This window comes from Agrococcus sp. TSP3-2-1 (genome assembly GCF_049897585.1).
In the GTDB taxonomy this organism is placed as follows: domain Bacteria; phylum Actinomycetota; class Actinomycetes; order Actinomycetales; family Microbacteriaceae; genus Agrococcus.
The window spans coordinates 180,099-199,464 of the sequence record NZ_JAFCWN010000005.1 but is presented as its reverse complement, the minus strand read 5'-3'; the positions used below and the strand labels follow the sequence as shown (position 1 = coordinate 199,464).

Genomic DNA, 19,366 nt, shown 5'->3' with positions numbered 1-19,366 from the left:
CGCTCGGTCGCCCGCTCCGGGTCAGGCCGAGAAGCTCTCGCGCAGCAGCGCCGCGAGCGCCGGCAGGCCGCGCTCGAGCGCGGCGCGCTGCCGCTCGGCGCCCGTGCCCGAGGCCCGCACCCGCTCGGCGAACGACGCGACCCGGGCACGATCCCCCGCGGCCTCGAGCGCGCCCCGGGCGACCTCGAGCATCCGCCCGATCACGTCCCACGCGGGGGCGACGGATGCGGTGGTGGGGTCGACGAGCTCGGCGCTCGTGCCGTGCCGCGCCGCGTGCCACACCGCGGCGTCGAGCAGCTCGGGGTGCGCGGCGGCCGGCGCGTGGGGCAGCTCCCCCGCCGCGGCGGCCGCGACGAGCGCGCGGGTGAGCAGCGCGAGCGCGACCGTGTCGTCGGCCGAGAGCTGCGCGTCGAACACCCGCACCTCGACGGTCGGGTAGGTCTCGGAGAGCCGCGCCATCCAGAACAGCGAGTGCAGGTCGATCGTCGCACCGAGCCCGACGATCGCCGTGACCCGGCGGTCGTAGTCGGCGGCGTCGGCGAAGTCGGGCGGCACCGACGCGGTCGTGAAGCGACGGCCGACGATCGTGCGCCAGCTCGCGAAGCCGGTGTCGCGCGCGGCGAAGCACGGCGAGTTCGCCGAGAGGGCGAGCAGCGGCGCGAGCCACGGCCGCAGCGCGCGCAGCACCGCGACGCCCTCGTCGCGCGAGTCGACCGCGACGTGCACGTGCAGGCCCTGGATGCGGTGGCCGGGCCGGGCGGCGCCGAGCAGCGCATCGAAGCGCGTGTAGCGGTCGTCGGGCGTGAGCGCCGGGACGCGAGTGCCGACGGGCGTGCCGATGCTCGCCGCGATGAGCGCGCGCCGCTGCGCAACCGCGCCGACCGCGCGCCGGAACCCGCGCACGGCGCGATCGGCGGCCTCGGCCGTCTCGAGCACGGGCGAGGCGAACTCGAGCTGCGCCTGCAGGAACTCGTGGCCGACGCGCGCCGCCGGATCGGCCGCGCACACCTCGGCGACGACCTCGCCGGCGACGTCGACGGGGTCGAGGGTCGCGGGGTCGAGCAGCACGACCTCCTCCTCGACCCCGAAGGTGCGAGGAGGCGGTCCTGCCGGCCGCGATGCCGTCATGGCCGGATTGTCGCACGCGCCGCTCCGGCCCCGTCGTACCTGACGCATCCCTCTTTCCCTGAGAAGTCGCAGATGGTGGAGCGCGCACCCATGGTGGAGAGTGTCGCCATGCGCGCGATCTGGAAGGGCTCGATCACCTTCGGCCTGGTGAACGTCCCGGTGAAGCTGTACTCGGCCACAGAGGAGCACGACCTGCAGCTCCACCAGGTGCACGACGCCGACGGCGGCCGCATCCGCTACCAGCGCAAGTGCGAGGTGTGCGGCAAGAAGGTCGAGTTCGCGCACATCGACAAGGCCTACGACGACGGCGACCAGACGGTCGTGCTCACGGGCGAGGACCTCGAGTCGCTGCCCGCCGAGCGCTCGCGCGAGATCGAGGTGCTCGAGTTCGTGCCGAACGAGCAGATCGACCCGATCCTGTTCGAGCGCTCCTACTACCTCGAGCCCGATTCGAAGAGCCCGAAGGCCTACGTGCTGCTGCGGCGCGTGCTCGAGGAGACCGAGCGCACCGCGGTCGTGCGCATCTCGCTGCGGCAGCGCACGCGGCTCGCGACGATGCGCGTGCGCGACGACGTGCTGCTCGTGCAGACGATCCGCTGGGCCGACGAGGTGCGCGCGGCGGAGTTCGACTCGCTCGGCGACGACGTCACGATCGGCAAGCGCGAGATGGACCTCGCGCGCTCGATCGTGCGCGACCTCGAGGCCGACTTCGAGCCCGAGCAGTACGTCGACGAGTACCAGGAGCAGCTGCACAAGCTCGTCGAGGCGAAGCTCGAGCAGGGCGACGCGCTCGACACGGCCGCGACCTTCGGCGAGACCGACGACGACGAGGGCGCCGAGGTCATCGACCTGCTCGAGGCGCTGCAGCGCTCGGTCGAGAAGCGGAAGGGGTCGGGGTCGGATGCGTCGGAGGACTCGGGTGGGAAGCCGTCGGGGTCGAAGGCGACGAGCTCGAAGGCCGCCGCCTCCGACGCGAAGAGCACGGCGAAGCGCACGGCCAAGAGCGGCGCTGCCGCGAAGAAGCCGGCCGAGCGGAAGCCTGCGGAGAAGAAGCCTGCAGAGAAGAAGCCTGCCGCCAAGAAGCCCGCTGCGAAGAAGTCGACCGGCACGAGGACGAAGGCGAAGACGACGGCGACCGCGGCGAGCAAGCGGAAGTCCGCCTGACGTGGCGGCGGCCGATCGGATCGTCGTCGGCGGGCGGTCGCTGCGCTTCTCGAACCCCGACAAGGTGCTGTACCCGTCGACCGGGACGACGAAGCGCGACGTGCTCGAGTACGTGCTGCGCGCATCCGAGGCCATCATCGCCCACGCGGGCGGCCGCCCCGTCACGCGCAAGCGCTGGACCGAGGGCGTCGGCACCGAGAAGAAGCCGGGGCAGGTGTTCTTCCAGAAGACGCTCGAGAAGGGTGCGCCCGAGTGGGTGCAGACCGTCGAGCTGCAGCACTCGACAGGGCCGAAGCAGTACCCCGTGCTGACCGAGCCCGCGGTGCTCGCGTGGACGGCGCAGATGGGGGCGCTCGAGCTGCACGTGCCGCAGTGGCGGATGCTCGACGGCGACCGCCAGAACCCGGACCGGCTCGTGCTCGACCTCGACCCGGGGCCCGGTGCCGACCTCGACGACTGCGCGCGCGTCGCGCTGTGGGTGCGCGAGCTGCTCGAGGACATCGGCCTGCACCCCGTGCCGCTCACGAGCGGCTCGAAGGGCATCCACCTCTACGCGCGCCTCGACGGCACCGTCACGAGCGAGCAGGCGAGCGAGGTCGCGCACACGCTCGCGCGATCGCTCGAGCAGATGCACCCGGAGCTCATCGTGAGCGACATGAAGAAGGCGCTGCGCACGAACAAGGTGCTGCTCGACTGGAGCCAGAACTCCGGCTCGAAGACGACCGTCGCTCCCTACTCGCTGCGCGGGCGCGTGCGGCCGACCGTCGCTGCGCCGCGCACGTGGGACGAGATCGAGGCGGGCGGGCTCGAGCAGCTCGAGTACACCGAGGTGCTCGAGCGGCTCGAGCGCGACGGCGACCTCATCGCCTCGCTCGACCCGCCGCCCGACCGGCTCGCGAAGTACCGCGGCATGCGCTCGGCCGCGCGCACGCCCGAGCCCGTGCCGGCCGAGCCGCCGACGTCGACCGACGGGCGCTCGTTCGTCATCCAGAAGCACCGGGCGAGCCGGCTGCACTACGACTTCCGGCTCGAGCAGGACGGCGTGCTCGTCTCATGGGCGGTGCCGAAGGGGCTGCCGTCGACGCCGAAGCAGAACCGGCTCGGCGTGCAGACCGAGGACCACCCGCTCGAGTACGGCTCGTTCGAGGGCACGATCCCGAAGGGCGAGTACGGCGCGGGCGTCGTCGAGATCTGGGATGCGGGCACGTACGAGCTCGAGAAGTGGCGGGACGACGAGGTGATCGCGACGCTCCACGGGCGGCCGGACGGCGGGCTCGGCGGCGAGCCGTACCGCTTCGCGCTCATCCGCACCGACGCCGAGAAGCGGCAGTGGCTCGTGCACCGCATGAAGGAGCAGGACGCCGAGCGCGATGCGCGGCTGAAGGGCTACGCGCCCTCGAAGGCCGCCGTCGCGCGAGCGGCGCGCGGCGAGCGGGATGACGAGGCGCCGGCGTCACCCGCCGCGGCGCCGAAGCGGCGGCTCGGCAAGCGGCTCGGCGGCGGCGCCGCGCGCGAGAAGGGCGACCGCCCGACCGACCTCCGCCCGATGCTCGCGACGCAGGGCGACGCATCCGCCATCGACGACGAGCGCGAGTGGTCGTTCGAGGTGAAGTGGGACGGCTGGCGCGTGCTCGTCGAGCGCCGCGGCGACGCCGTGCGGCTGCTGAGCCGCAACGGCCGCGACCTCTCGGGCGCGTTCCCCGAGCTCGTCGAGGCCGTGCCGGCGGCGATCGAGGCGGACGCCGTGCTCGACGGCGAAGTGGTGATGCTGAAGCGCGGGGTCGCAGACTTCGAGGCGCTGCAGGATCGCGGCGGGCTCTCGGGGCGCCAGGCGGCGCGGGCGGCGAAGGCGAGCCCGGCGACGCTCGTGCTGTTCGACCTGCTCGAGGAGGACGGCGAGCGGCTCGTCGACGAGCGCCTCGACGACCGGCAGTCGCGGCTCGACGAGCTCGTGCACGAGAGCCGGCGAGTGAAGGTCTCGAAGCCGCTCCGCGGCTCGCTCGCGCGCATCCTCGAGGTCACTCGGGAGCGCGGCCTCGAGGGCGTCATGGCGAAGCGGCACGACAGCCGCTACCGGCCCGGCAAGCGCAGCGACGACTGGCGCAAGCTCAAGCACCAGCAGTCGCAGGAGGTCGTCGTGGTCGGCTGGCTCGAGGGCAACGGCGGGCTCTCGGGCACGGTCGGCTCGCTCGTGCTCGCGCTCCCCGGAGCAGGCGGGCGGATGCGCTACGCCGGCCGGGTGGGCACGGGCCTCTCGAGCAAGGAGCGCGACCGCTTGCGCGACGAGCTGCGGCCGCGGCGCACGGCGCCGGCGCTCGAGGGGCTCCCGAGCGACGTGGCGCGGAAGGTGCGATGGGTGCGCGCAGCGGTCGCCGAGGTCGAGCACACGGAGCGGACGACGTCGGGCGCGCTGCGGCACCCCGTGTGGAAGGGACTGCGGCCGGACAAGGCGCTCGCCGACCTGAACCCGTCCGCTGGCTGAGCCACCCGCCTCGATCACCGCTCTTCGCTCCCGCCCTGCACGACGCATCCGTGCGAGCCTGGCTCTCGCACCCCGCGACCGACGAAGGAGCCCCATGACGACCGACCTGCTCGACATCGAGTCGCTGCTGACCGACGAGGAGCGCGCGACCCGCGCGCGGGTGCGCGCGCTCGTCGACCGCGAGGTGCGCCCGCACATCGCCGAGTGGTTCGAGCGCGGCGTCTTCCCGCGCGAGCTCGTGCCCGTGCTCGGCGAGGCGGGCCTGCTCGGCATGCACCTGACCGGCTACGGCTGCGCGGGCCGCGGCGCGGTCGAGTACGGCATCGCGATGCAGGAGCTCGAGGCGGGCGACAGCGGCATCCGCACGTTCGTCTCGGTGCAGGGCTCGCTCGCGATGTCGGCGATCGCGAAGCACGGCTCGGTGGAGCAGCGCGAGGCGTGGCTGCCGCGCATGGCGCGCGGGGAGGCGATCGGCTGCTTCGGCCTCACCGAGCCGGATGCGGGGAGCGACCCGGGTGCGATGCGCACGTTCGCGAGGCGCGACGGCGACGACTGGGTCATCGACGGCGCGAAGCGGTGGATCGGGCTCGCCTCGATCGCCGACGTGGCGGTCATCTGGGCGCAGACGGAGGAGGGCGTGCGCGGCTTCCTCGTCGAGACGGACTCCCCCGGCTTCACCGCGACCGCCATCGAGCCGAAGCTGTCGATGCGCGCGTCGATCCAGTGCGACATCGCGCTCGAGGGCGTGCGCGTGCCGGAGTCGATGCGGCTCCCGGAGGCGCGCGGGCTGCGGGCGCCGTTCGAGTGCTTGAGCGAGGCGCGGTTCGGCATCGCGTGGGGCGCGCTCGGCGCGGGACGCGATGCGCTCGAGCAGGCGCTCGCCTACGCCGCCGAGCGCGAGGTGTTCGGCAAGCCGCTCGCGGCGATGCAGCTGACGCAGGCGCGGCTCGCCGAGATGGCCCTCGCGCTGCAGCAGGCGCAGCTGCTCGCGCTGCACCTCGGACGGCGCAAGGAGGCCGGCTCGCTGCGCCCGCACGAGATCTCGATGGGCAAGCTCGCCTCGGTGCGGGCGGCGATCGACGTCGCGAGGGAGGCGCGGGCGCTGCTCGGCGGCAACGGCGTCTCGCTCGAGCACTCGCCGATGCGGCACGCCGCGAACCTCGAGAGCGTGCGCACGTACGAGGGCACCGACGAGGTGCACGCGCTCGTGATCGGGCAGGCGCTCACGGGGATCAGCGCGTTCCGCGGCTGACGCCGCTTCAGGGCGCCCAGAGGACCGTCCCGATGACGTCGTCGAGCGGGACGGGGCCGAAGTCGCGGGAGTCGACGGAGGTCACGCGGTTGTCGCCGAGCACGTAGACGTGGCCGGCTGGCACCACGACACGGCGGAAGAACGTGCCGTCGACCCCGCGCGCGTCGACGTACGGCTCGTCCAGCGCGACCTCGTCGACGTGCACGACGCCGTCGCGGATGACCACGCGCTGGCCCGCGACCGCGACGACGCGCTTGAGCACGCCGCGCCCGTCGTCGGGACTGCGGATGACCGCGAGCTGGCCCGGGTCGACGCTCGCTGCCGACCACCGGGCCACGAGCACGGTGCTGCCCTCGGCGACCGTCGGCTCCATGCTGTCGGAGGCGACCACCACGGGCTCCACCACCCAGGTGCGGACGGCCACGACCGCCGCGCCGAGCAGCAGCGCCGCGACGATCGCGAGCGCCACCGGCCTCGTCAGCTGCCGTCGTCCCATACCGCCGGTGCCGCCGTCATCGGGTCGTTGAGGTCGTAGTCGCCTTGGGCGAGCCCGACGCTGAACTGCACCATCATGTCGTGGTCCTCGTGCGGCAGGTTGTGGCAGTGCAGCATGTACTTCCCGCGGTGCGGCCCGAACTGCATGAGCAGCCGCACGGTCTCGCCCTCGCCGACGTAGACGGTGTCCTTCGGCCCCAGCTCGTACGCGAACGGCGCCCTGCCGTTCCGGCTGAGCACCTGGAAGTCGACCAGGTGGATGTGCATGGGGTGGAACCAGCCGCCCGAGCTGTTCTCGAACTCCCAGATCTCGGTCGCGCCGAGGGCAGGGTCAGCGATGACCTTGCGGAAGCCGCTTGCCACGACGTCCTGCCACGAGTCGGAGCCGATCGTGAAGAGGTTCGTCGTGTCGCTGTGCTTGAGCCGGAACCTGCGGGTCTTCCGCGACTGCGACGCCTTGAGCGACATCACGTGGCTGCTCGCGAGCGCGGTGGGAATCGTGTTCCAGGTCGGGTCGCTCGTGTCGACCGGCGCGTCGATCACGTCGAACGCCATGATCTTGTTCGTGTGGTCGTAGTCGACGTTGTTCCGGTTCGAGAGGTTGCGCAGCTCGATGCGCTGACCCGTCGCGTACTTCCGGAAGTCGATGAGAACCTCGTAGCGCTCGGCGCCGCCGTGCCGGTAGTTCGCGACCGAGCGCGCAACGGGCATGAGGCCGCCGTCGGTCGCCACGATGGTCATCGGGTCGCCCGTGCTCAGCGCCGGCCGCAGCGAGCGCGCGATGCTCGCGTTCAGGATGCGGAACCGGTAGACGCGCTTCTGCACCCGCATCACGGGCCAAGGCCTCCCGTTGACGAGCATCACGTCGCCCCAGAGGCCCGAGTGGTCGTTGTCGTCGTAGGCGAGCGCGCCGTTGGCCGCGAACATCGCGTCGCTGACGGTCAGCGCGACGTCGAACTCGCCCTGGGGCAGCAGCTGCCGCTCGGCCGGGTCGTGCACGTGGTACTGCGCCGCGAGCCCCGCGTAGACGTTGAGCGACGTGCGGTGGACGCCGTGGTCGTGGTACCAGAGCGTCCTGGCCGGCTGGGCGTTGTCGTAGCGGTAGTACTTCTTGAACCCCTGGTACGTGACGTCATTCGCGTAGCCGTCGAACTGCGGGAGCGAAGCCGAGCCGTGCAGGTGCGTCGAGGTCGACAGCACGTGACCGTCGATCGGATGGCTCGCGGGCAGCTGGTTCCGCACTCGCAGCACCGCCTTCGTGCCGCGCTCGAGGCTGATGGTCGGGCCGGGGAAGATCCCGTTGTACGACAGGATCGGCGTCGTGAGCCGGGGCAGGATCGCCGCGCTCGCTGCCATCTGCGTCACGGTGTAGTGGTGCACGGGGGAACCGTCCATCGGGTCGACCCCCGTCGACTCCGGCCGCAGGATCGGTGCTTGCGCGAACGCGGTCCGGTACGGCCGCGGCATGTCGCGATCGCTCAACCGACTCGCGGACTTCGCGTCGACGCTGCTGAGGGGGACGGTCACGGCTGCGGCTGCGCCGAGCACCCCGATCCCGCCGTACACCAGGAACTGGCGTCGTGTGATGGTCATCGGTGCCTCCTCGCACCTCGAGCGCACCCGGGTCGGTGCGGCTCACGGATCGCTGCAGCGCAGCTCAGGGGTCGGGCGTGTGGTGCTCCACGCCGAGCGACAGCCGGCCGCCGTGCTCACCCTCGAGCGTGAGCGCGATCGCCCTGTCGGGGATCTGGAAGACGAGGGTCGTGCTGAGCACCTGGCCCTGCGGCACCAGAGCGGCTTCCGGCGAGGTCCAGAGCACGTGGAGCCGCTCCGAGCGGAGCCCCAGGATCGAGTAGTCCTCGGCGGAGAACGTCACGCCCTCGGCATCGAGCGCTGTCAGCTCGAGCTCGACGCGCACGAGGTGGCTGCCTGCCGGTACGGGATCGGTGAGCACGGCAGCGGGATCGGCCGGGAGCCAGCCGTCGCGCTCGAGCGGGATGACGCCGTTGATGCGCGCCACCCCGCCGGGGATGTCGGCGGCGGCGCCCAGCGGCGCGATCGGCTCGCTCTTCGCGGCCGCGTCGACGAAGACGGCGACACCGAGGCCGATGAGCACGAGCAGCGCGAGGGCGAGCAGCGACCGCGGGTTGCGGAGCCGGTCGATCCCCGCCCGACGCCGAGCCACGACGCCGGGCACCACCCCGGCGGGGAGGGTCGGGAGCTCCCGCTCCGAAGCGGTGATGGCCACGGAGACCAGCATCGCCCAGAGAACTGAGCAGAACATCGTCCGTATAGTCAGATCTCTCGCAAGATGCTCCTCGCGACAGCGCAGATCTGCCGTCGCCCTGCTCGTCGCTGAGGCGTCCCACGGCACCGCTTGAGGCGGGGCCGGCTGCGCCCCGTGCGGCTCAGCCCGCGGACGTCGCCGAGCCGAGGAGGAGCACCGCCGCGACGAGCGCGACGAGGCCGCCGGCGATCGTGCCGAGCAGCGCCGGCCAGACGTGCTTCGCGCGTCCGCGCGCGTGCCGCCGGACGCCGGCCAGGCCGACGCCGACCGCCGCGAGCGCCACGAGGAGCGACACGACGTCGCCCACCATCGGCAGCGCGAGGCACGCGAGCGCGATGATGCCGAGCGCGACCGCGCTCTCCCCAGAGGCGTCGTGCCCCGGACGCTCCCCGCTCAGCGCTGCACGTCCTGCACGTGGTGCTCGAGATCGTGCAGGGCGTACACGAGCAGCGTCTCGACGGTGAACGACGAGCCGTTGGAGCGCGAGCCGGCGCGGTCCCACGCGTCGGAGGGCACCGCATCCGCCGCGTTCGCGAGCTCCGCTGCCGCCACGTCGAGCTCGACCGCGACGTGCTCGGGCTCCTGGCTCGCGTAGTCGCCGTCGATCGCGGCCTGATCCTGATCCCAGTTCGCGAACTCCGGGTCGTCCTCCGTGAGCATCTGATCCAGCCGCGAGCGCATCACGGTGCAGACGTCGCGGACGTGCGCCGCGTACTCGAGCGGCGACCACGTCGAATCGTCGGGCCGCTCGGTCACGGCGTCGCCGTGCAGCCGCGCGTGCATCGCGGCTGCGGCATCGCGGATGCGCGGGCCGAGCTCGCCCCGCTCGGCGAGCGCGGGGTCGAAGCCGCACTCGGGGCACCGCTCGCGCAGCACCCAGGTCCAGTCCTTCGTGTCGGGCTCGATCGGCATGGGTCGAGCATGCCACCTCGCGGTCGTTCAGCCCCCGAATCGCTGCTGCGCAGCCTGTCGACTCGTGTCGAGCGCTGCACCGATGATGCTCCAGGAGCCACCGGCATCGCGAGCGGCACTGACGGCTTCGCGCAGCTCGGCTTCGGCCGCGGCAGGCTTGGCACGGGCGGCCAGGATGCGCCGGAAGTGGACGGCGTCGCGGGCGGTCGCCTTGTCCGGATCCAGCGCGTTCAGTCCGGATCGGTCGGGGTCGGTTCGGATGCTCATCGTCGGTCACCTCATCTCAAGTAGTCGTAGAACGACGCGACGGCGCCGGCGGCAGGCCGAGCAGCTTCCCAACGGGATCATCCCGAGGGATGACGATCCGTCGACCTCGGACGGACGCGGCGGGGGGCCAGGATTCCTAGCGTCGGAGCATGGAGATCTTCGACCTGCTGTTCGTCGCCGCCGACCTCGCGCTCGCCGCCCTCGCGATCGCCGCCGCCACGATCCTCGCGGTCGGCGGCGCCATCATCGTGACGGCGTGGGGCGCCGGCGAGGTCGTGCGGCGCGCACGACGCCACTGACGCGAGCGCGCCGGTGTTGCGGGGCCATGTACGGCCCCGTAAGGTATTCCTGAACGATCGGTCACTAATTCACGACCGCATCCGGTGTCACGACGACGGAGTCAGGAGCCCCCATTGCCCGAGGCATTCCTCATCGGCGGAGCCCGCACCCCGGTCGGCCGCTACGGCGGCGCGCTCGCGGGCGTGCGGCCCGACGACCTCGCGGCGCTCGTCGTCGCCGAGGCGATCGCGCGAGCCGACATCCCCGCCCACGCGGTCGACGAGGTCATCCTCGGCGGCGCGAACCAGGCCGGCGAGGACAACCGCAACGTCGCCCGGATGTCGGTGCTGCTCGCGGGTCTCCCCGACGACATCCCGGGCATCACGGTCAACCGCTTGTGCGCATCCGGCATGTCGGCTGTCATCATGGCCTCGCAGATGGTGAAGGCCGGCGACGCCGACATCGTCGTCGCGGGCGGCGTCGAGTCGATGACGCGCGCGCCGTGGGTGCAGGCGAAGCCCGAGCGCGCGTGGGCGAAGCCGGGCGAGGCGTACGACACGTCGATCGGCTGGCGGTTCCCCAACCCGAAGCTCGTCGCGCGCGACAAGGCGACCTTCGCGATGCCCGAGACGGCCGAGGAGGTCGCGCGCGTCGACGGCATCACGCGCGAGGAGGCCGACGAGTTCGCGCTCCGCTCCCAGCAGCGCGCGATCGCCGCGATCGACGAGGGCCGCTTCGAGGCCGAGATCGTCGCGGTGCCGACCCGCGGCGGCGAGGTCACGGTCGACGAGCAGCCTCGTCGCGACACGAGCCTCGAGCGGCTCGCGGCGCTCAAGCCCGTCGTCGGCGGCGGCTCGGTCGTCACCGCCGGCAACAGCTCGTCGCTCAACGACGGCGGCTCGGCGATCGTGGTCGCGAGCGAAGCCGCGGTCGAGCGCTTCGGGCTCGCGCCCCGCGCGCGCATCGTCGCCGGCGCGAGCGCCGGCATCGCCCCCGAGGTCATGGGCCTCGGCCCCGTGCCCGCGACCGAGAAGCTGCTCGCGCGCACGGGCTACGCGATCGACGACATCGGCGCGATCGAGCTCAACGAGGCGTTCGCGACCCAGTCGATCGGCACCATCCGGCGGCTCGGCCTCGACGACGCCGTCGTGAACGCCGACGGCGGCGCGATCGCGCTCGGCCACGCGCTCGGCTCGTCCGGCACGCGCCTCATCGTGACGCTGCTCGGACGCATGGAGCGCGAGCAGGCCGAGATCGGCCTCGCGACGATGTGCGTCGGGGTCGGCCAGGGCACCTCGATCCTGCTGGAGCGCGCGTGAGCGGGCCCGTCACTCGAGCCATCTTCAACCGGATGACCGGTGCGGCGAGCCGATATCTGTCGCGCCCTACCGGCTATCCGGTTGAAGATCCCTCGGGTGGCGCGGGCGGGGAGGCGCGGCGATGAGCGAGTCCCTGCGCGTCGAGGACCGCGGCGCCTTCGTGCTCGCGACCCTCGACCGCCCCGAGAAGCGCAACGCGATCGACCAGGACCTGGTGGATGCGCTCCACGCGCTGTGCGCGCGGCTCGAGGTCGAGCGCCGCACCCTCGTGATCACCGGCTCCGGGGGCACGTTCGCGGCCGGCGCCGACATCGCGCAGCTGCGCGAGCGGCGTGCGACCGACGCGCTCAAGGGCATCAACACCCGCTGCTTCCAGCGCATCCGCGCCCTGCCGATGCCCGTGATCGCCGTGCTCGATGGCTACGCCCTCGGGGGCGGCGCCGAGCTCGCCTACGCCGCCGACATCCGCATCGGCACCCCGAGCCTCAAGATCGGCAATCCCGAGACCGGGCTCGGCATCATCGCCGCCGCCGGCGCGACGTGGCGGCTCAAGGAGATCGTCGGCGACGCGCTCGCGGCCGAGATGCTGCTGACGGGCCGCATCCTCGGCGCCGACGAGGCGCTCGCCGCCGGGCTCGTGAGCACGGTCGTCGAGTCGCACGCGGCGCTCGAGCACGCCGCATCGCTCGCCGAGCGCATCGCGGCGCTCGACCCCGCCGCGACGCAGGCGACGAAGCGCGCGCTGCTCGCGCCCGCGAGCGCGCACCCCGAGATCGAGCTCGCCGAGCAGGCGGTGCTGTTCGAGAGCCCCGAGAAGCAGCGGCGCATGACCGAGTTCCTCGAGCGCCGCGGCGCGAAGCGAGCGGTGAAGGAGTCCCGATGACCGACGTGACCGAAGCGGTCGCCCCCGACGAGCGGCCGCAGGCCGACGACACCGACGCGCAGGTCGGCGCCGGCGCCCCCGAGCGCGTCGGCGTGCTCGGCGGCGGCCGCATGGGAGCGGGCATCGCGCACGCCTTCGTGCTCGCCGGCAGCGACGTCGTCGTCGTCGAGCGCGACCCCGCCGCCGCGAGCGCCGCGCAGGACCGCGTCGCCCAGAGCCTGCGCAAGAGCGTCGAGCGCGGCTGGGCCGAGCCGCTCGCCGAGCTCGAGGGGCGCTTGCGCGTCGCGGTCGAAGCCACCGCGTTCGTCGACTGCGACCTCGTGATCGAGGCCGTGCCCGAGGACGAGGGGCTCAAGGCGGATGCGCTCGCACGCGTCGAGGCGGTCCTGTCACCGTCCGCGTCGCTCGCGAGCAACACGTCGTCGATCTCGATCGACCGGCTCGCCGCGGCGCTCTCGCGCCCCGAGCGCTTCCTCGGCCTCCACTTCTTCAACCCGGTGCCCGCATCCGCCCTCGTCGAGATCGTGCTCGGCCAGCGCACCGACCCCGCGCTCGCGAACGACGCCCGCGCGTGGGTCGAGGCGATCGGCAAGACGCCCGTGACCGTGCACGACGCGCCCGGCTTCGCCTCGAGCCGGCTCGGCGTCGCGATCGGGCTCGAGGCGATCCGCATGGTCGAGGAGGGCGTCGCGAGCCCCGGCGACATCGACCTCGCGATGGAGCTCGGCTACAAGCACCCCGTGGGGCCGCTGCGCACGACCGACATCGTCGGCCTAGACGTGCGCCTCGGCATCGCCGAGCAGCTGCACCGCGAGCTGGGACCCCGCTTCGCGCCGCCGCAGCTGCTGCGCGACATGGTCGCCGAGGGCCGGCTCGGCAAGAAGAGCGGCCGCGGCTTCTACGACTGGAACGCCTGAATGGCCCACCCGCCCGAGCACAACGCAAGCCCGCGCGCCGCGGTCCGCGGCCGATCGGGCGGATCCGACGCATCCGCCGCCGGATCGGCCGAGGGAGCTTGCGTTGTGCACGGGGCGACGACGATCGAGCGATGGAGACGACGATGACCGACACGATGACCCGCACCCGACTGCTGCCGAGCTACGTGCAGGACGGCTGGTGGGAGCCCGCGAGCGACGAGGGCGCCGCCGTCGTGCGCGACGCCTCCACCGGCGAGGAGGTCGCGCGCGTCTCGACGAGCGGCCTCGACCTGCCCGCCGCGCTCGAGCACGCTCGCTCCGTCGGCCAGCACTCGCTCGCGCCGCTCACCTTCCACCAGCGGGCGATCCTGCTGAAGCAGATGGCGCTCGCGCTCACCGAGCGGAAGGGCGAGCTCTACGAGCTCTCGAGCCGCACGGGCGCGACGAAGCAGGACTCGTGGGTCGACATCGACGGCGGCATCGGCGTGCTCTTCACCTACTCGTCGAAGGGCCGCCGCGAGATGCCGCAGTCGACGATCTACCTCGACGGGCCGGTCGAGCAGCTCTCGAAGGACGGCTCCTTCCTCGCCCGCCACATCTGCACGACCCTCCCGGGCGTCGCGGTGCAGATCAACGCGTTCAACTTCCCCGTCTGGGGCGCGCTCGAGAAGCTCGCGCCGGCGTTCCTCGCCGGGATGCCGACGATCATCAAGCCCGCCACCCCGACGGGCTACGTGACCGAGCACATGGTGCGGATCCTCGTCGAGTCGGGGCTCCTCCCTGCAGGCGGCCTCCAGCTCGTCTCCGGCTCGGCGCGCGACATCCTCGACCACTTGCGGCTCGGCGACACCGTGAGCTTCACCGGCTCCGCGTCGACGGCCGCGAGCCTGCGGCTCCACGATGCCGTGCAGACGGGCGGCGTGCGCTTCACGGTCGAGACCGACTCGATCAACGCATCCGTGCTCGGCCCGGACGCCGAGCCCGGCACGCCGGAGTTCGACGCGTTCGTGCGCGGCCTCGTGAGCGAGATGACGTCGAAGGCGGGCCAGAAGTGCACGGCCATCCGCCGCGCGCTCGTGCCCTCAGGGCTCACGGATGCGGTGGCCGAGGCGGTGCGCGAGCGGATCGTCGCGAAGGTGGTCGTCGGCGACCCGCGCGCCGAGGGCGTGACGATGGGGCCGCTCGCCTCGATCGAGCAGCGCGACGAGGTGCTCGGGCAGGTCATGAAGCTGCGCGAGGGCGGCGGGCAGATCGTCGTCGGCGGCGACGCGGGCGAGGTGCGGCTCGCCGACGGGTCGATGGGCGTCGCCGAGGGCGGCGCATTCGTCGCGCCGACGCTGCTCGCGTTCCGCGACGCCGAGGCGGATGCGCTGCACGAGATCGAGGCGTTCGGCCCCGTCTCGTCGCTCGTCGAGTACGGCTCGCCCGAGCAGGCCGCCGAGATCGTCGCGCGCGGCGGCGGCTCGCTCGTCACCTCCGTCGCCTCGCACGACCCGGTCTTCGTCGCCGAGCTCACGCGGCGGATCGCGCCGCACAACGGCCGCGTGCTGCTGCTCGACCGCGACGACATGCGCGCCTCGACCGGCCACGGCTCGCCGCTGCCGATGCTCGTGCACGGCGGCCCCGGCCGCGCGGGCGGCGGCGAGGAGCTCGGCGGCATCCGCTCGGTGCTCCACTACATGCAGCGCACCGCGATCCAGGGCTCGCCGACCATGCTCACTGCGCTCACGGGCGTCTGGCACCCCGGTGCTCCGTCGTCGACGGAGGCGCCGCATCCGTTCCGGAAGTCGCTCGCCGAGCTCGCGATCGGTGACCAGGTCGTCTCGGAGCGGCGTGAGATCTCGCTCGAGGACATCGAGCACTTCGCCGAGTTCACGGGCGACAGGTTCTACGCGCACATGGATCAGGCCGCCGCCGAGGCGAACCCGTTCTTCCCCGGCCGGGTCGCGCACGGCTACCTGCTGCTGTCGTTCGCGGCGGGCCTGTTCGTCGAGCCGGCGCCGGGCCCGGTGCTCGCCAACACCGGTCTCGACAACCTGCGCTTCATGACGCCGGTCTCGCCCGGCGACTCGCTGCGGGTCACGCTCACGGCGAAGCAGATCACGCCCCGCGAGACCGACCCCTACGGCGAGGTGCGGTGGGATGCGGTGCTCACGAACCAGGACGACGAGGTCGTCGCGCAGTACGACCTGCTCACCTACGTCGCGAAGACGCAGGAGGAGGCCTCGAACCCGCCGGTCGCCTCGGCCTGATCGGTCGCGGTCGCGCAGAGCGCCCCAGCACGTCGCGTGCTGGGGCGCTCTCGCGTCGCTGCTATTCGGCGGGGAGCACGAGCTGCTGGCCGGCCATGATGAGGTCGGGGTTCGAGAGCTCGTCCTGGTTGACGGCGAAGATGCCGAGCCAGCCGCTCTCGACGCCCTGTGCCTCGGCGATCTCGAAGAGCGTGTCGCCCGGCACGACCTCGTAGGTCTCGTCGCCCGGCTGCACGTCGGGCAGCTGGAGGGCGGCGGGCGCAGCCTGTGCGGGCTGCGCGGACGGCGCCTGCTGGGCGGGCGCCTGGGCGGGAGCGGCCTGCTGCGCCTGCTGGGCCTGCTGCGCGGGCTGCGGGGCGGCCGCGCGCGGCTCGGCCGCGCCGCTCGCGCCGATGCGAGCCGAGCACGTCGGCCACGCGCCCCAGCCCTGCCCGGCGAGGGTGTTCTCGGCGACGCGGATCTGCTCCGCGCGCGACGCGTCGGCAGGGTTGCCGGTGCCGCCGTAGGCCTGCCAGGTCGAGAGCGAGAACTGCAGGCCGCCGTAGTAGCCGTTGCCCGTGTCGATGGCCCAGTTGCCGCCCGACTCGCACTGCGCGAGCGCGTCCCACGTGGAGTCGGATGCCGCGTTCGCCGCGGTCGGCACGAGGACGGCGCCCGCGACGGTCGCGATGCCGGTGGCGACGATCCCGCCGATGGCTCGCTTCGAACGGCGCGCGCGAGTGGTGGTGTGCTGCTTGGTCACGATGAACTCCGCGGTCCCGTCTCGCGGCGCTCAGCGCGCGCGACCGCCCGACCGGTGCAATTGGATTCGATGGCGCGAGGGCTCTCGGGGCGGACACGACGGCTGCCCTTCGCGGTTCAGGGTGACGACACTACGCGAAGATCACGGTTTGGTAACGAATTCCGCTGACCGCGAACGCCCGGGCTCGAGCTCCCGTCGCCGCGCTCGGGTCTTGCGCGGTGGGCGATAAGTTTCCCGAGCGGTGAGCGCCTTGATAGACTTATCGAGGCGCTTGCTAGAGCGACGCCGGGTCGCGCAGGCCCGTCCGCACGAGCTCGAGCACCGAGTCGGCGAGCTGCTCGGGCGTGATCGTCCCGTCAGGGCGGTACCACTCGACGATCGAGTTGACCATGCCGAACGTGAGCCGCTCAGCGATCCGCGGATCCATGTCGGCGCGCAGGGTGCCCTCGTCGCGCGAGAGCTCGAACAGCGCGCGGAGCTTGCGGTCGAACTCGCGCCGGCGGCGCATCGCCTCGAGCTCGATGGGCGTGTTGCCGCGCAGCCGCAGCAGCAGCGTCACGAACGGCATCTCCTCGCACAGCACGAGCACCGCGCCGCGGACGACGTGACGGATGCGGCTGACGACCGGCCCCGTCGTCGCCCCCGGGGACTCGAAGACGGCCTCGAGCGCGTCGAGCGCGCGGCCGAGCGCGACCTCGAGCATCTGCTCCTTCGACGCGAAGTGGTGGTAGATCGCCGACTTCGAGAGCCCGAGCTTCTCGGCGATCGAGCCGAGCGACGCCGCGTCGTAGCCGCGCTCGTTGAAGACCTCGACGACGACCTCGAGCATGGAGTCGCGGTCGTAGCCGGGGCGGCCGCGGCGGGCGGGCTCGGTGGCGGTGGTCATCTCACCAGTCTTCCAGCCTCTTCAGCGGTTCCCGAGGCCCGAGACGGGCCTCGGCGCTGGGGTCGCGGCGGAGGCCCGAAAGGGCCTCCGCCTCAAGCTCCACCGCGCAAGTCGTAGACGCGCTTGTACTTTCCCTCCGAGCGCGGCAGCGAGCCGCACGGCACGATCTGCACGCGCACTGAGGTGCCGATCTGCTCCTTGATGCGCACCCGCAGGATGTGCGCAGCCGCCTCCGACACCTCGTGCGGCACGTGCGGGGTCGGCTCGATCTTGACCGTGAGGTCGTCCATGCGGCCCGAGCGCGTGAGCTCGAGGATGAAGTGCGGCGTGAGGTGCTCGATCGCGAGCACGAGCTCCTCGATCTGCGTGGGGAAGAGGTTCACGCCGCGCAGGATGATCATGTCGTCGTTGCGCCCGGTGATCTTCTCGATCCGCCGCATGGTCGGCTGCGCCGAGCCCGGCAGCAGCCGCGTGAGATCGCGCGTGCGGTAGCGCACCACCGGGAACGCCGCCTTGGTCAGCGACGTGAAGACCAGCTCGCCCACCTCGCCGTCGGGCAGCGGCTCGCCCGTCTCGCCGTCGATGATCTCGGGCAGGAAGTGGTCCTCCCAGATCGTGGGCCCGTCCTTCGTCGAGGCGAACTCGCTGCCGACCCCCGGGCCCATGACCTCCGAGAGCCCATAGATGTCGACCGCATCGATGCCCATGCGCTGCTCGAGCTCGTGCCGCATCTCGTTCGTCCACGGCTCAGCGCCGCAGATCGCGACCTTGAGCGACGTGCCGCGCGGGTCGAAGCCGGCGTCCTCGAACGCGTCGGCGATCGTCAGCAGGTACGACGGCGTGCACATGATCGCGTCGGGCTCGAAGTCGCGGATGAGCTGCACTTGCCGCGCCGTCTGCCCGCCCGAGACGGGGATGACGGTCGCGCCGAGCCGCTCGATGCCCGCGTGCGCGCCCTGCCCGCCGGTGAACAGGCCGTAGCCGTAGGCGTTGTGCACCTTCATGCCCGGCCGCACCCCCGCAGCGCGCAGCGAGCGCGCGACGACATCGGCCCAGTTGTCGAGGTCCTCCTTGGTGTAGCCGACCACGGTCGGCCGACCGGTCGTGCCGGAGGATGCGTGGATGCGCGCGACGTGCTCCATCGGCACCGCGAACATGCCGAAGGGGTAGGACTCGCGCAGGTCCTCCTTCGTCGTGAAGGGCAGCCGCTGGAGGTCGTCGAGCGAGCGGATGTCGTCGGGCGTCACGCCGGCCGCATCGAGCTTCCGCCGGTACGTCGGCACGTTCGCGTACGCATGGCGCACGGTGTGCTGCAGCCGCTCGAGCTGCAGGGCGCGCAGCTCGTCGAGCGAGAGGCGCTCGCCCGCGTCGCGGAGGTCGGCGGATGCGGTGGTCTGGCTGAGCATCGTTGCTCCTGTTCGTTCCTCGGACATCGAGTAGGCCCGTCAGGGCCGTATCGAGATGTGGTGCGGTGCTGGTCTCGATACGCCGGCCTGCGGCCGGCTACTCGACCAACGGAATAGGGGGGTGGAGGTCGTCAGGCGGGGCCGCCGGCACCCGCGGGCGTCGAGGGCGCGGGGCGGGAGGTGCCGAACGATCGGCCGCGGAACTCCGCGACCGTCTCGCCGGTCTCGTCGACGATCGAGACGTCGTAGAGGCCGTTGCGGCCGGAGCGCCAGCGGCGCTCGGCGGTCGCGGTGAGCGTCTGGCCCGCGTGCGTGGCCTTCGCGAACGTGATGTCGGCGCCCGAGGCGACCGTGACGGTCGCGTCCTCGTTGCACGCGTACGCGAAGGCGGTGTCGGCGAGCGTGAAGACGAGGCCGCCGTGGGTGATCCCGAAGCCGTTCACCATCGCGTCGGTGACCTCCATCGTCAGCACTGCGCGGCCGCGCTCGAGCTCGACGATCTCGATGCCGAACGCCTCCTTGGCGCGATCGGTCTCGGCCATGATCGTGGCGAGCCACGTCTCGTCCCGCGTGATCTCGGGGTTCCGCGTCTCCAGCATGCGCGCTCCGTTGCGTCGTCCGGCACTGTCGGGCGCACCCGTTGCAGGTCCGCCGCACCCGAGTCTATACTTACTGAACGTTCGGTCACTAATTCG

Annotated in this window: 19 protein-coding genes; 8 read left to right on the top strand and 11 right to left on the bottom strand. The window is 72.4% G+C overall.

Features of this window, described 5'->3' with window-relative positions; translation table 11 throughout:
• Window positions 1-21: 21 nt before the first annotated feature.
• Window positions 22-1,128 (bottom strand): carboxylate-amine ligase, encoded by a 1,107-nt coding sequence (locus ACP7BI_RS09260; protein WP_425845395.1) that lies wholly within the window; start codon window positions 1,126-1,128, stop codon window positions 22-24.
• Between the two features lie 108 nt (window positions 1,129-1,236).
• On the opposite strand from ACP7BI_RS09260, the gene ACP7BI_RS09255 reads away from it, so the two are divergent.
• The 3 genes from ACP7BI_RS09255 to ACP7BI_RS09245 all read left to right on the top strand — a co-directional run bounded on the left by ACP7BI_RS09255 (window position 1,237) and on the right by ACP7BI_RS09245 (window position 6,026).
• On the top strand, window positions 1,237-2,292 hold the full coding sequence (locus ACP7BI_RS09255; RefSeq protein ID WP_425845392.1) for a Ku protein: 1,056 nt from the start codon (window positions 1,237-1,239) through the stop codon (window positions 2,290-2,292).
• A 1-nt stretch (window position 2,293) separates the two neighbouring features.
• On the top strand, window positions 2,294-4,774 hold the full coding sequence (locus ACP7BI_RS09250) for an ATP-dependent DNA ligase (protein WP_425845390.1): 2,481 nt from the start codon (window positions 2,294-2,296) through the stop codon (window positions 4,772-4,774).
• 94 nt (window positions 4,775-4,868) lie between these two features.
• Complete coding sequence (locus ACP7BI_RS09245) at window positions 4,869-6,026, top strand: acyl-CoA dehydrogenase family protein (RefSeq protein WP_425845388.1); 1,158 nt, start codon at window positions 4,869-4,871, stop codon at window positions 6,024-6,026.
• Between the two features lie 7 nt (window positions 6,027-6,033).
• Here ACP7BI_RS09245 and lepB read toward each other — a convergent pair whose 3' ends face one another.
• The 6 genes from lepB to ACP7BI_RS09215 all read right to left on the bottom strand — a co-directional run bounded on the left by lepB (window position 6,034) and on the right by ACP7BI_RS09215 (window position 9,987).
• Window positions 6,034-6,495, bottom strand: a complete 462-nt coding sequence (lepB, locus tag ACP7BI_RS09240) for a signal peptidase I (protein ID WP_425845386.1) — start codon at window positions 6,493-6,495, stop codon at window positions 6,034-6,036.
• 8 nt (window positions 6,496-6,503) lie between these two features.
• Window positions 6,504-8,114: a multicopper oxidase family protein gene (locus ACP7BI_RS09235; RefSeq protein ID WP_425845383.1), complete on the bottom strand. Its 1,611-nt coding sequence runs from the start codon at window positions 8,112-8,114 to the stop codon at window positions 6,504-6,506.
• Window positions 8,115-8,178: 64 nt separating this feature from the next.
• Window positions 8,179-8,769: a hypothetical protein gene (locus ACP7BI_RS09230; protein WP_425845381.1), complete on the bottom strand. Its 591-nt coding sequence runs from the start codon at window positions 8,767-8,769 to the stop codon at window positions 8,179-8,181.
• A gap of 160 nt (window positions 8,770-8,929) precedes the next feature.
• Window positions 8,930-9,118, bottom strand: a complete 189-nt coding sequence (locus ACP7BI_RS09225; protein ID WP_425845379.1) for a hypothetical protein — start codon at window positions 9,116-9,118, stop codon at window positions 8,930-8,932.
• 83 nt (window positions 9,119-9,201) lie between these two features.
• Window positions 9,202-9,720, bottom strand: coding sequence for a DinB family protein (locus tag ACP7BI_RS09220; RefSeq protein ID WP_425845376.1), 519 nt, complete (start codon window positions 9,718-9,720; stop codon window positions 9,202-9,204).
• Between the two features lie 27 nt (window positions 9,721-9,747).
• Window positions 9,748-9,987, bottom strand: coding sequence for a hypothetical protein (locus ACP7BI_RS09215; protein WP_425845373.1), 240 nt, complete (start codon window positions 9,985-9,987; stop codon window positions 9,748-9,750).
• A gap of 149 nt (window positions 9,988-10,136) precedes the next feature.
• On the opposite strand from ACP7BI_RS09215, the gene ACP7BI_RS09210 reads away from it, so the two are divergent.
• From ACP7BI_RS09210 to paaZ, 5 genes are all read left to right on the top strand, one after another.
• On the top strand, window positions 10,137-10,286 hold the full coding sequence (locus ACP7BI_RS09210; RefSeq protein WP_425845370.1) for a hypothetical protein: 150 nt from the start codon (window positions 10,137-10,139) through the stop codon (window positions 10,284-10,286).
• A gap of 114 nt (window positions 10,287-10,400) precedes the next feature.
• Window positions 10,401-11,585: a thiolase family protein gene (locus ACP7BI_RS09205; RefSeq protein ID WP_425845367.1), complete on the top strand. Its 1,185-nt coding sequence runs from the start codon at window positions 10,401-10,403 to the stop codon at window positions 11,583-11,585.
• A 121-nt stretch (window positions 11,586-11,706) separates the two neighbouring features.
• Window positions 11,707-12,468 carry an enoyl-CoA hydratase/isomerase family protein gene (locus tag ACP7BI_RS09200; RefSeq protein ID WP_425845364.1) on the top strand — a complete coding sequence of 254 codons (762 nt, stop codon included), beginning with the start codon at window positions 11,707-11,709 and terminating at the stop codon, window positions 12,466-12,468.
• A complete protein-coding gene (locus tag ACP7BI_RS09195; protein WP_425845361.1) occupies window positions 12,465-13,385 on the top strand; it encodes a 3-hydroxyacyl-CoA dehydrogenase family protein in 921 nt (306 codons plus the stop codon). Before ACP7BI_RS09200 ends, ACP7BI_RS09195 begins: the two co-directional genes overlap by 4 nt.
• A 131-nt stretch (window positions 13,386-13,516) precedes the next feature.
• On the top strand, window positions 13,517-15,637 hold the full coding sequence (gene paaZ, locus ACP7BI_RS09190) for a phenylacetic acid degradation bifunctional protein PaaZ (protein ID WP_425845359.1): 2,121 nt from the start codon (window positions 13,517-13,519) through the stop codon (window positions 15,635-15,637).
• Window positions 15,638-15,698: 61 nt separating this feature from the next.
• Here paaZ and ACP7BI_RS09185 read toward each other — a convergent pair whose 3' ends face one another.
• From ACP7BI_RS09185 to paaI, 4 genes are all read right to left on the bottom strand, one after another.
• Entirely contained in the window at window positions 15,699-16,379 is a 681-nt protein-coding gene (locus tag ACP7BI_RS09185) for a transglycosylase family protein (RefSeq protein WP_425845356.1), read from the bottom strand.
• 274 nt (window positions 16,380-16,653) lie between these two features.
• Entirely contained in the window at window positions 16,654-17,265 is a 612-nt protein-coding gene (locus tag ACP7BI_RS09180; protein WP_425845353.1) for a TetR/AcrR family transcriptional regulator, read from the bottom strand.
• Window positions 17,266-17,357: 92 nt separating this feature from the next.
• Entirely contained in the window at window positions 17,358-18,671 is a 1,314-nt protein-coding gene (gene paaK, locus ACP7BI_RS09175; RefSeq protein ID WP_425845350.1) for a phenylacetate--CoA ligase PaaK, read from the bottom strand.
• A 131-nt stretch (window positions 18,672-18,802) separates the two neighbouring features.
• On the bottom strand, window positions 18,803-19,270 hold the full coding sequence (paaI, locus tag ACP7BI_RS09170; protein WP_425845348.1) for a hydroxyphenylacetyl-CoA thioesterase PaaI: 468 nt from the start codon (window positions 19,268-19,270) through the stop codon (window positions 18,803-18,805).
• Between the last annotated feature and the right edge of the window lie 96 nt (window positions 19,271-19,366).

Coding starts and splice junctions, on each gene's coding strand:
- ACP7BI_RS09260 (WP_425845395.1), bottom strand. CDS start 1,128: ATGACGGCATCGCGGCCGGCAGGACCGCCTCCTCGCACCTTCGGGGTC.
- ACP7BI_RS09255 (WP_425845392.1), top strand. CDS start 1,237: ATGCGCGCGATCTGGAAGGGCTCGATCACCTTCGGCCTGGTGAACGTC.
- ACP7BI_RS09245 (WP_425845388.1), top strand. CDS start 4,869: ATGACGACCGACCTGCTCGACATCGAGTCGCTGCTGACCGACGAGGAG.
- ACP7BI_RS09235 (WP_425845383.1), bottom strand. CDS start 8,114: ATGACCATCACACGACGCCAGTTCCTGGTGTACGGCGGGATCGGGGTG.
- ACP7BI_RS09225 (WP_425845379.1), bottom strand. CDS start 9,118: ATGGTGGGCGACGTCGTGTCGCTCCTCGTGGCGCTCGCGGCGGTCGGC.
- ACP7BI_RS09220 (WP_425845376.1), bottom strand. CDS start 9,720: ATGCCGATCGAGCCCGACACGAAGGACTGGACCTGGGTGCTGCGCGAG.
- ACP7BI_RS09215 (WP_425845373.1), bottom strand. CDS start 9,987: ATGAGCATCCGAACCGACCCCGACCGATCCGGACTGAACGCGCTGGAT.
- ACP7BI_RS09210 (WP_425845370.1), top strand. CDS start 10,137: ATGGAGATCTTCGACCTGCTGTTCGTCGCCGCCGACCTCGCGCTCGCC.
- ACP7BI_RS09200 (WP_425845364.1), top strand. CDS start 11,707: ATGAGCGAGTCCCTGCGCGTCGAGGACCGCGGCGCCTTCGTGCTCGCG.
- ACP7BI_RS09195 (WP_425845361.1), top strand. CDS start 12,465: ATGACCGACGTGACCGAAGCGGTCGCCCCCGACGAGCGGCCGCAGGCC.
- paaZ (WP_425845359.1), top strand. CDS start 13,517: ATGGAGACGACGATGACCGACACGATGACCCGCACCCGACTGCTGCCG.
- ACP7BI_RS09180 (WP_425845353.1), bottom strand. CDS start 17,265: ATGACCACCGCCACCGAGCCCGCCCGCCGCGGCCGCCCCGGCTACGAC.
- paaK (WP_425845350.1), bottom strand. CDS start 18,671: ATGCTCAGCCAGACCACCGCATCCGCCGACCTCCGCGACGCGGGCGAG.
- paaI (WP_425845348.1), bottom strand. CDS start 19,270: ATGCTGGAGACGCGGAACCCCGAGATCACGCGGGACGAGACGTGGCTC.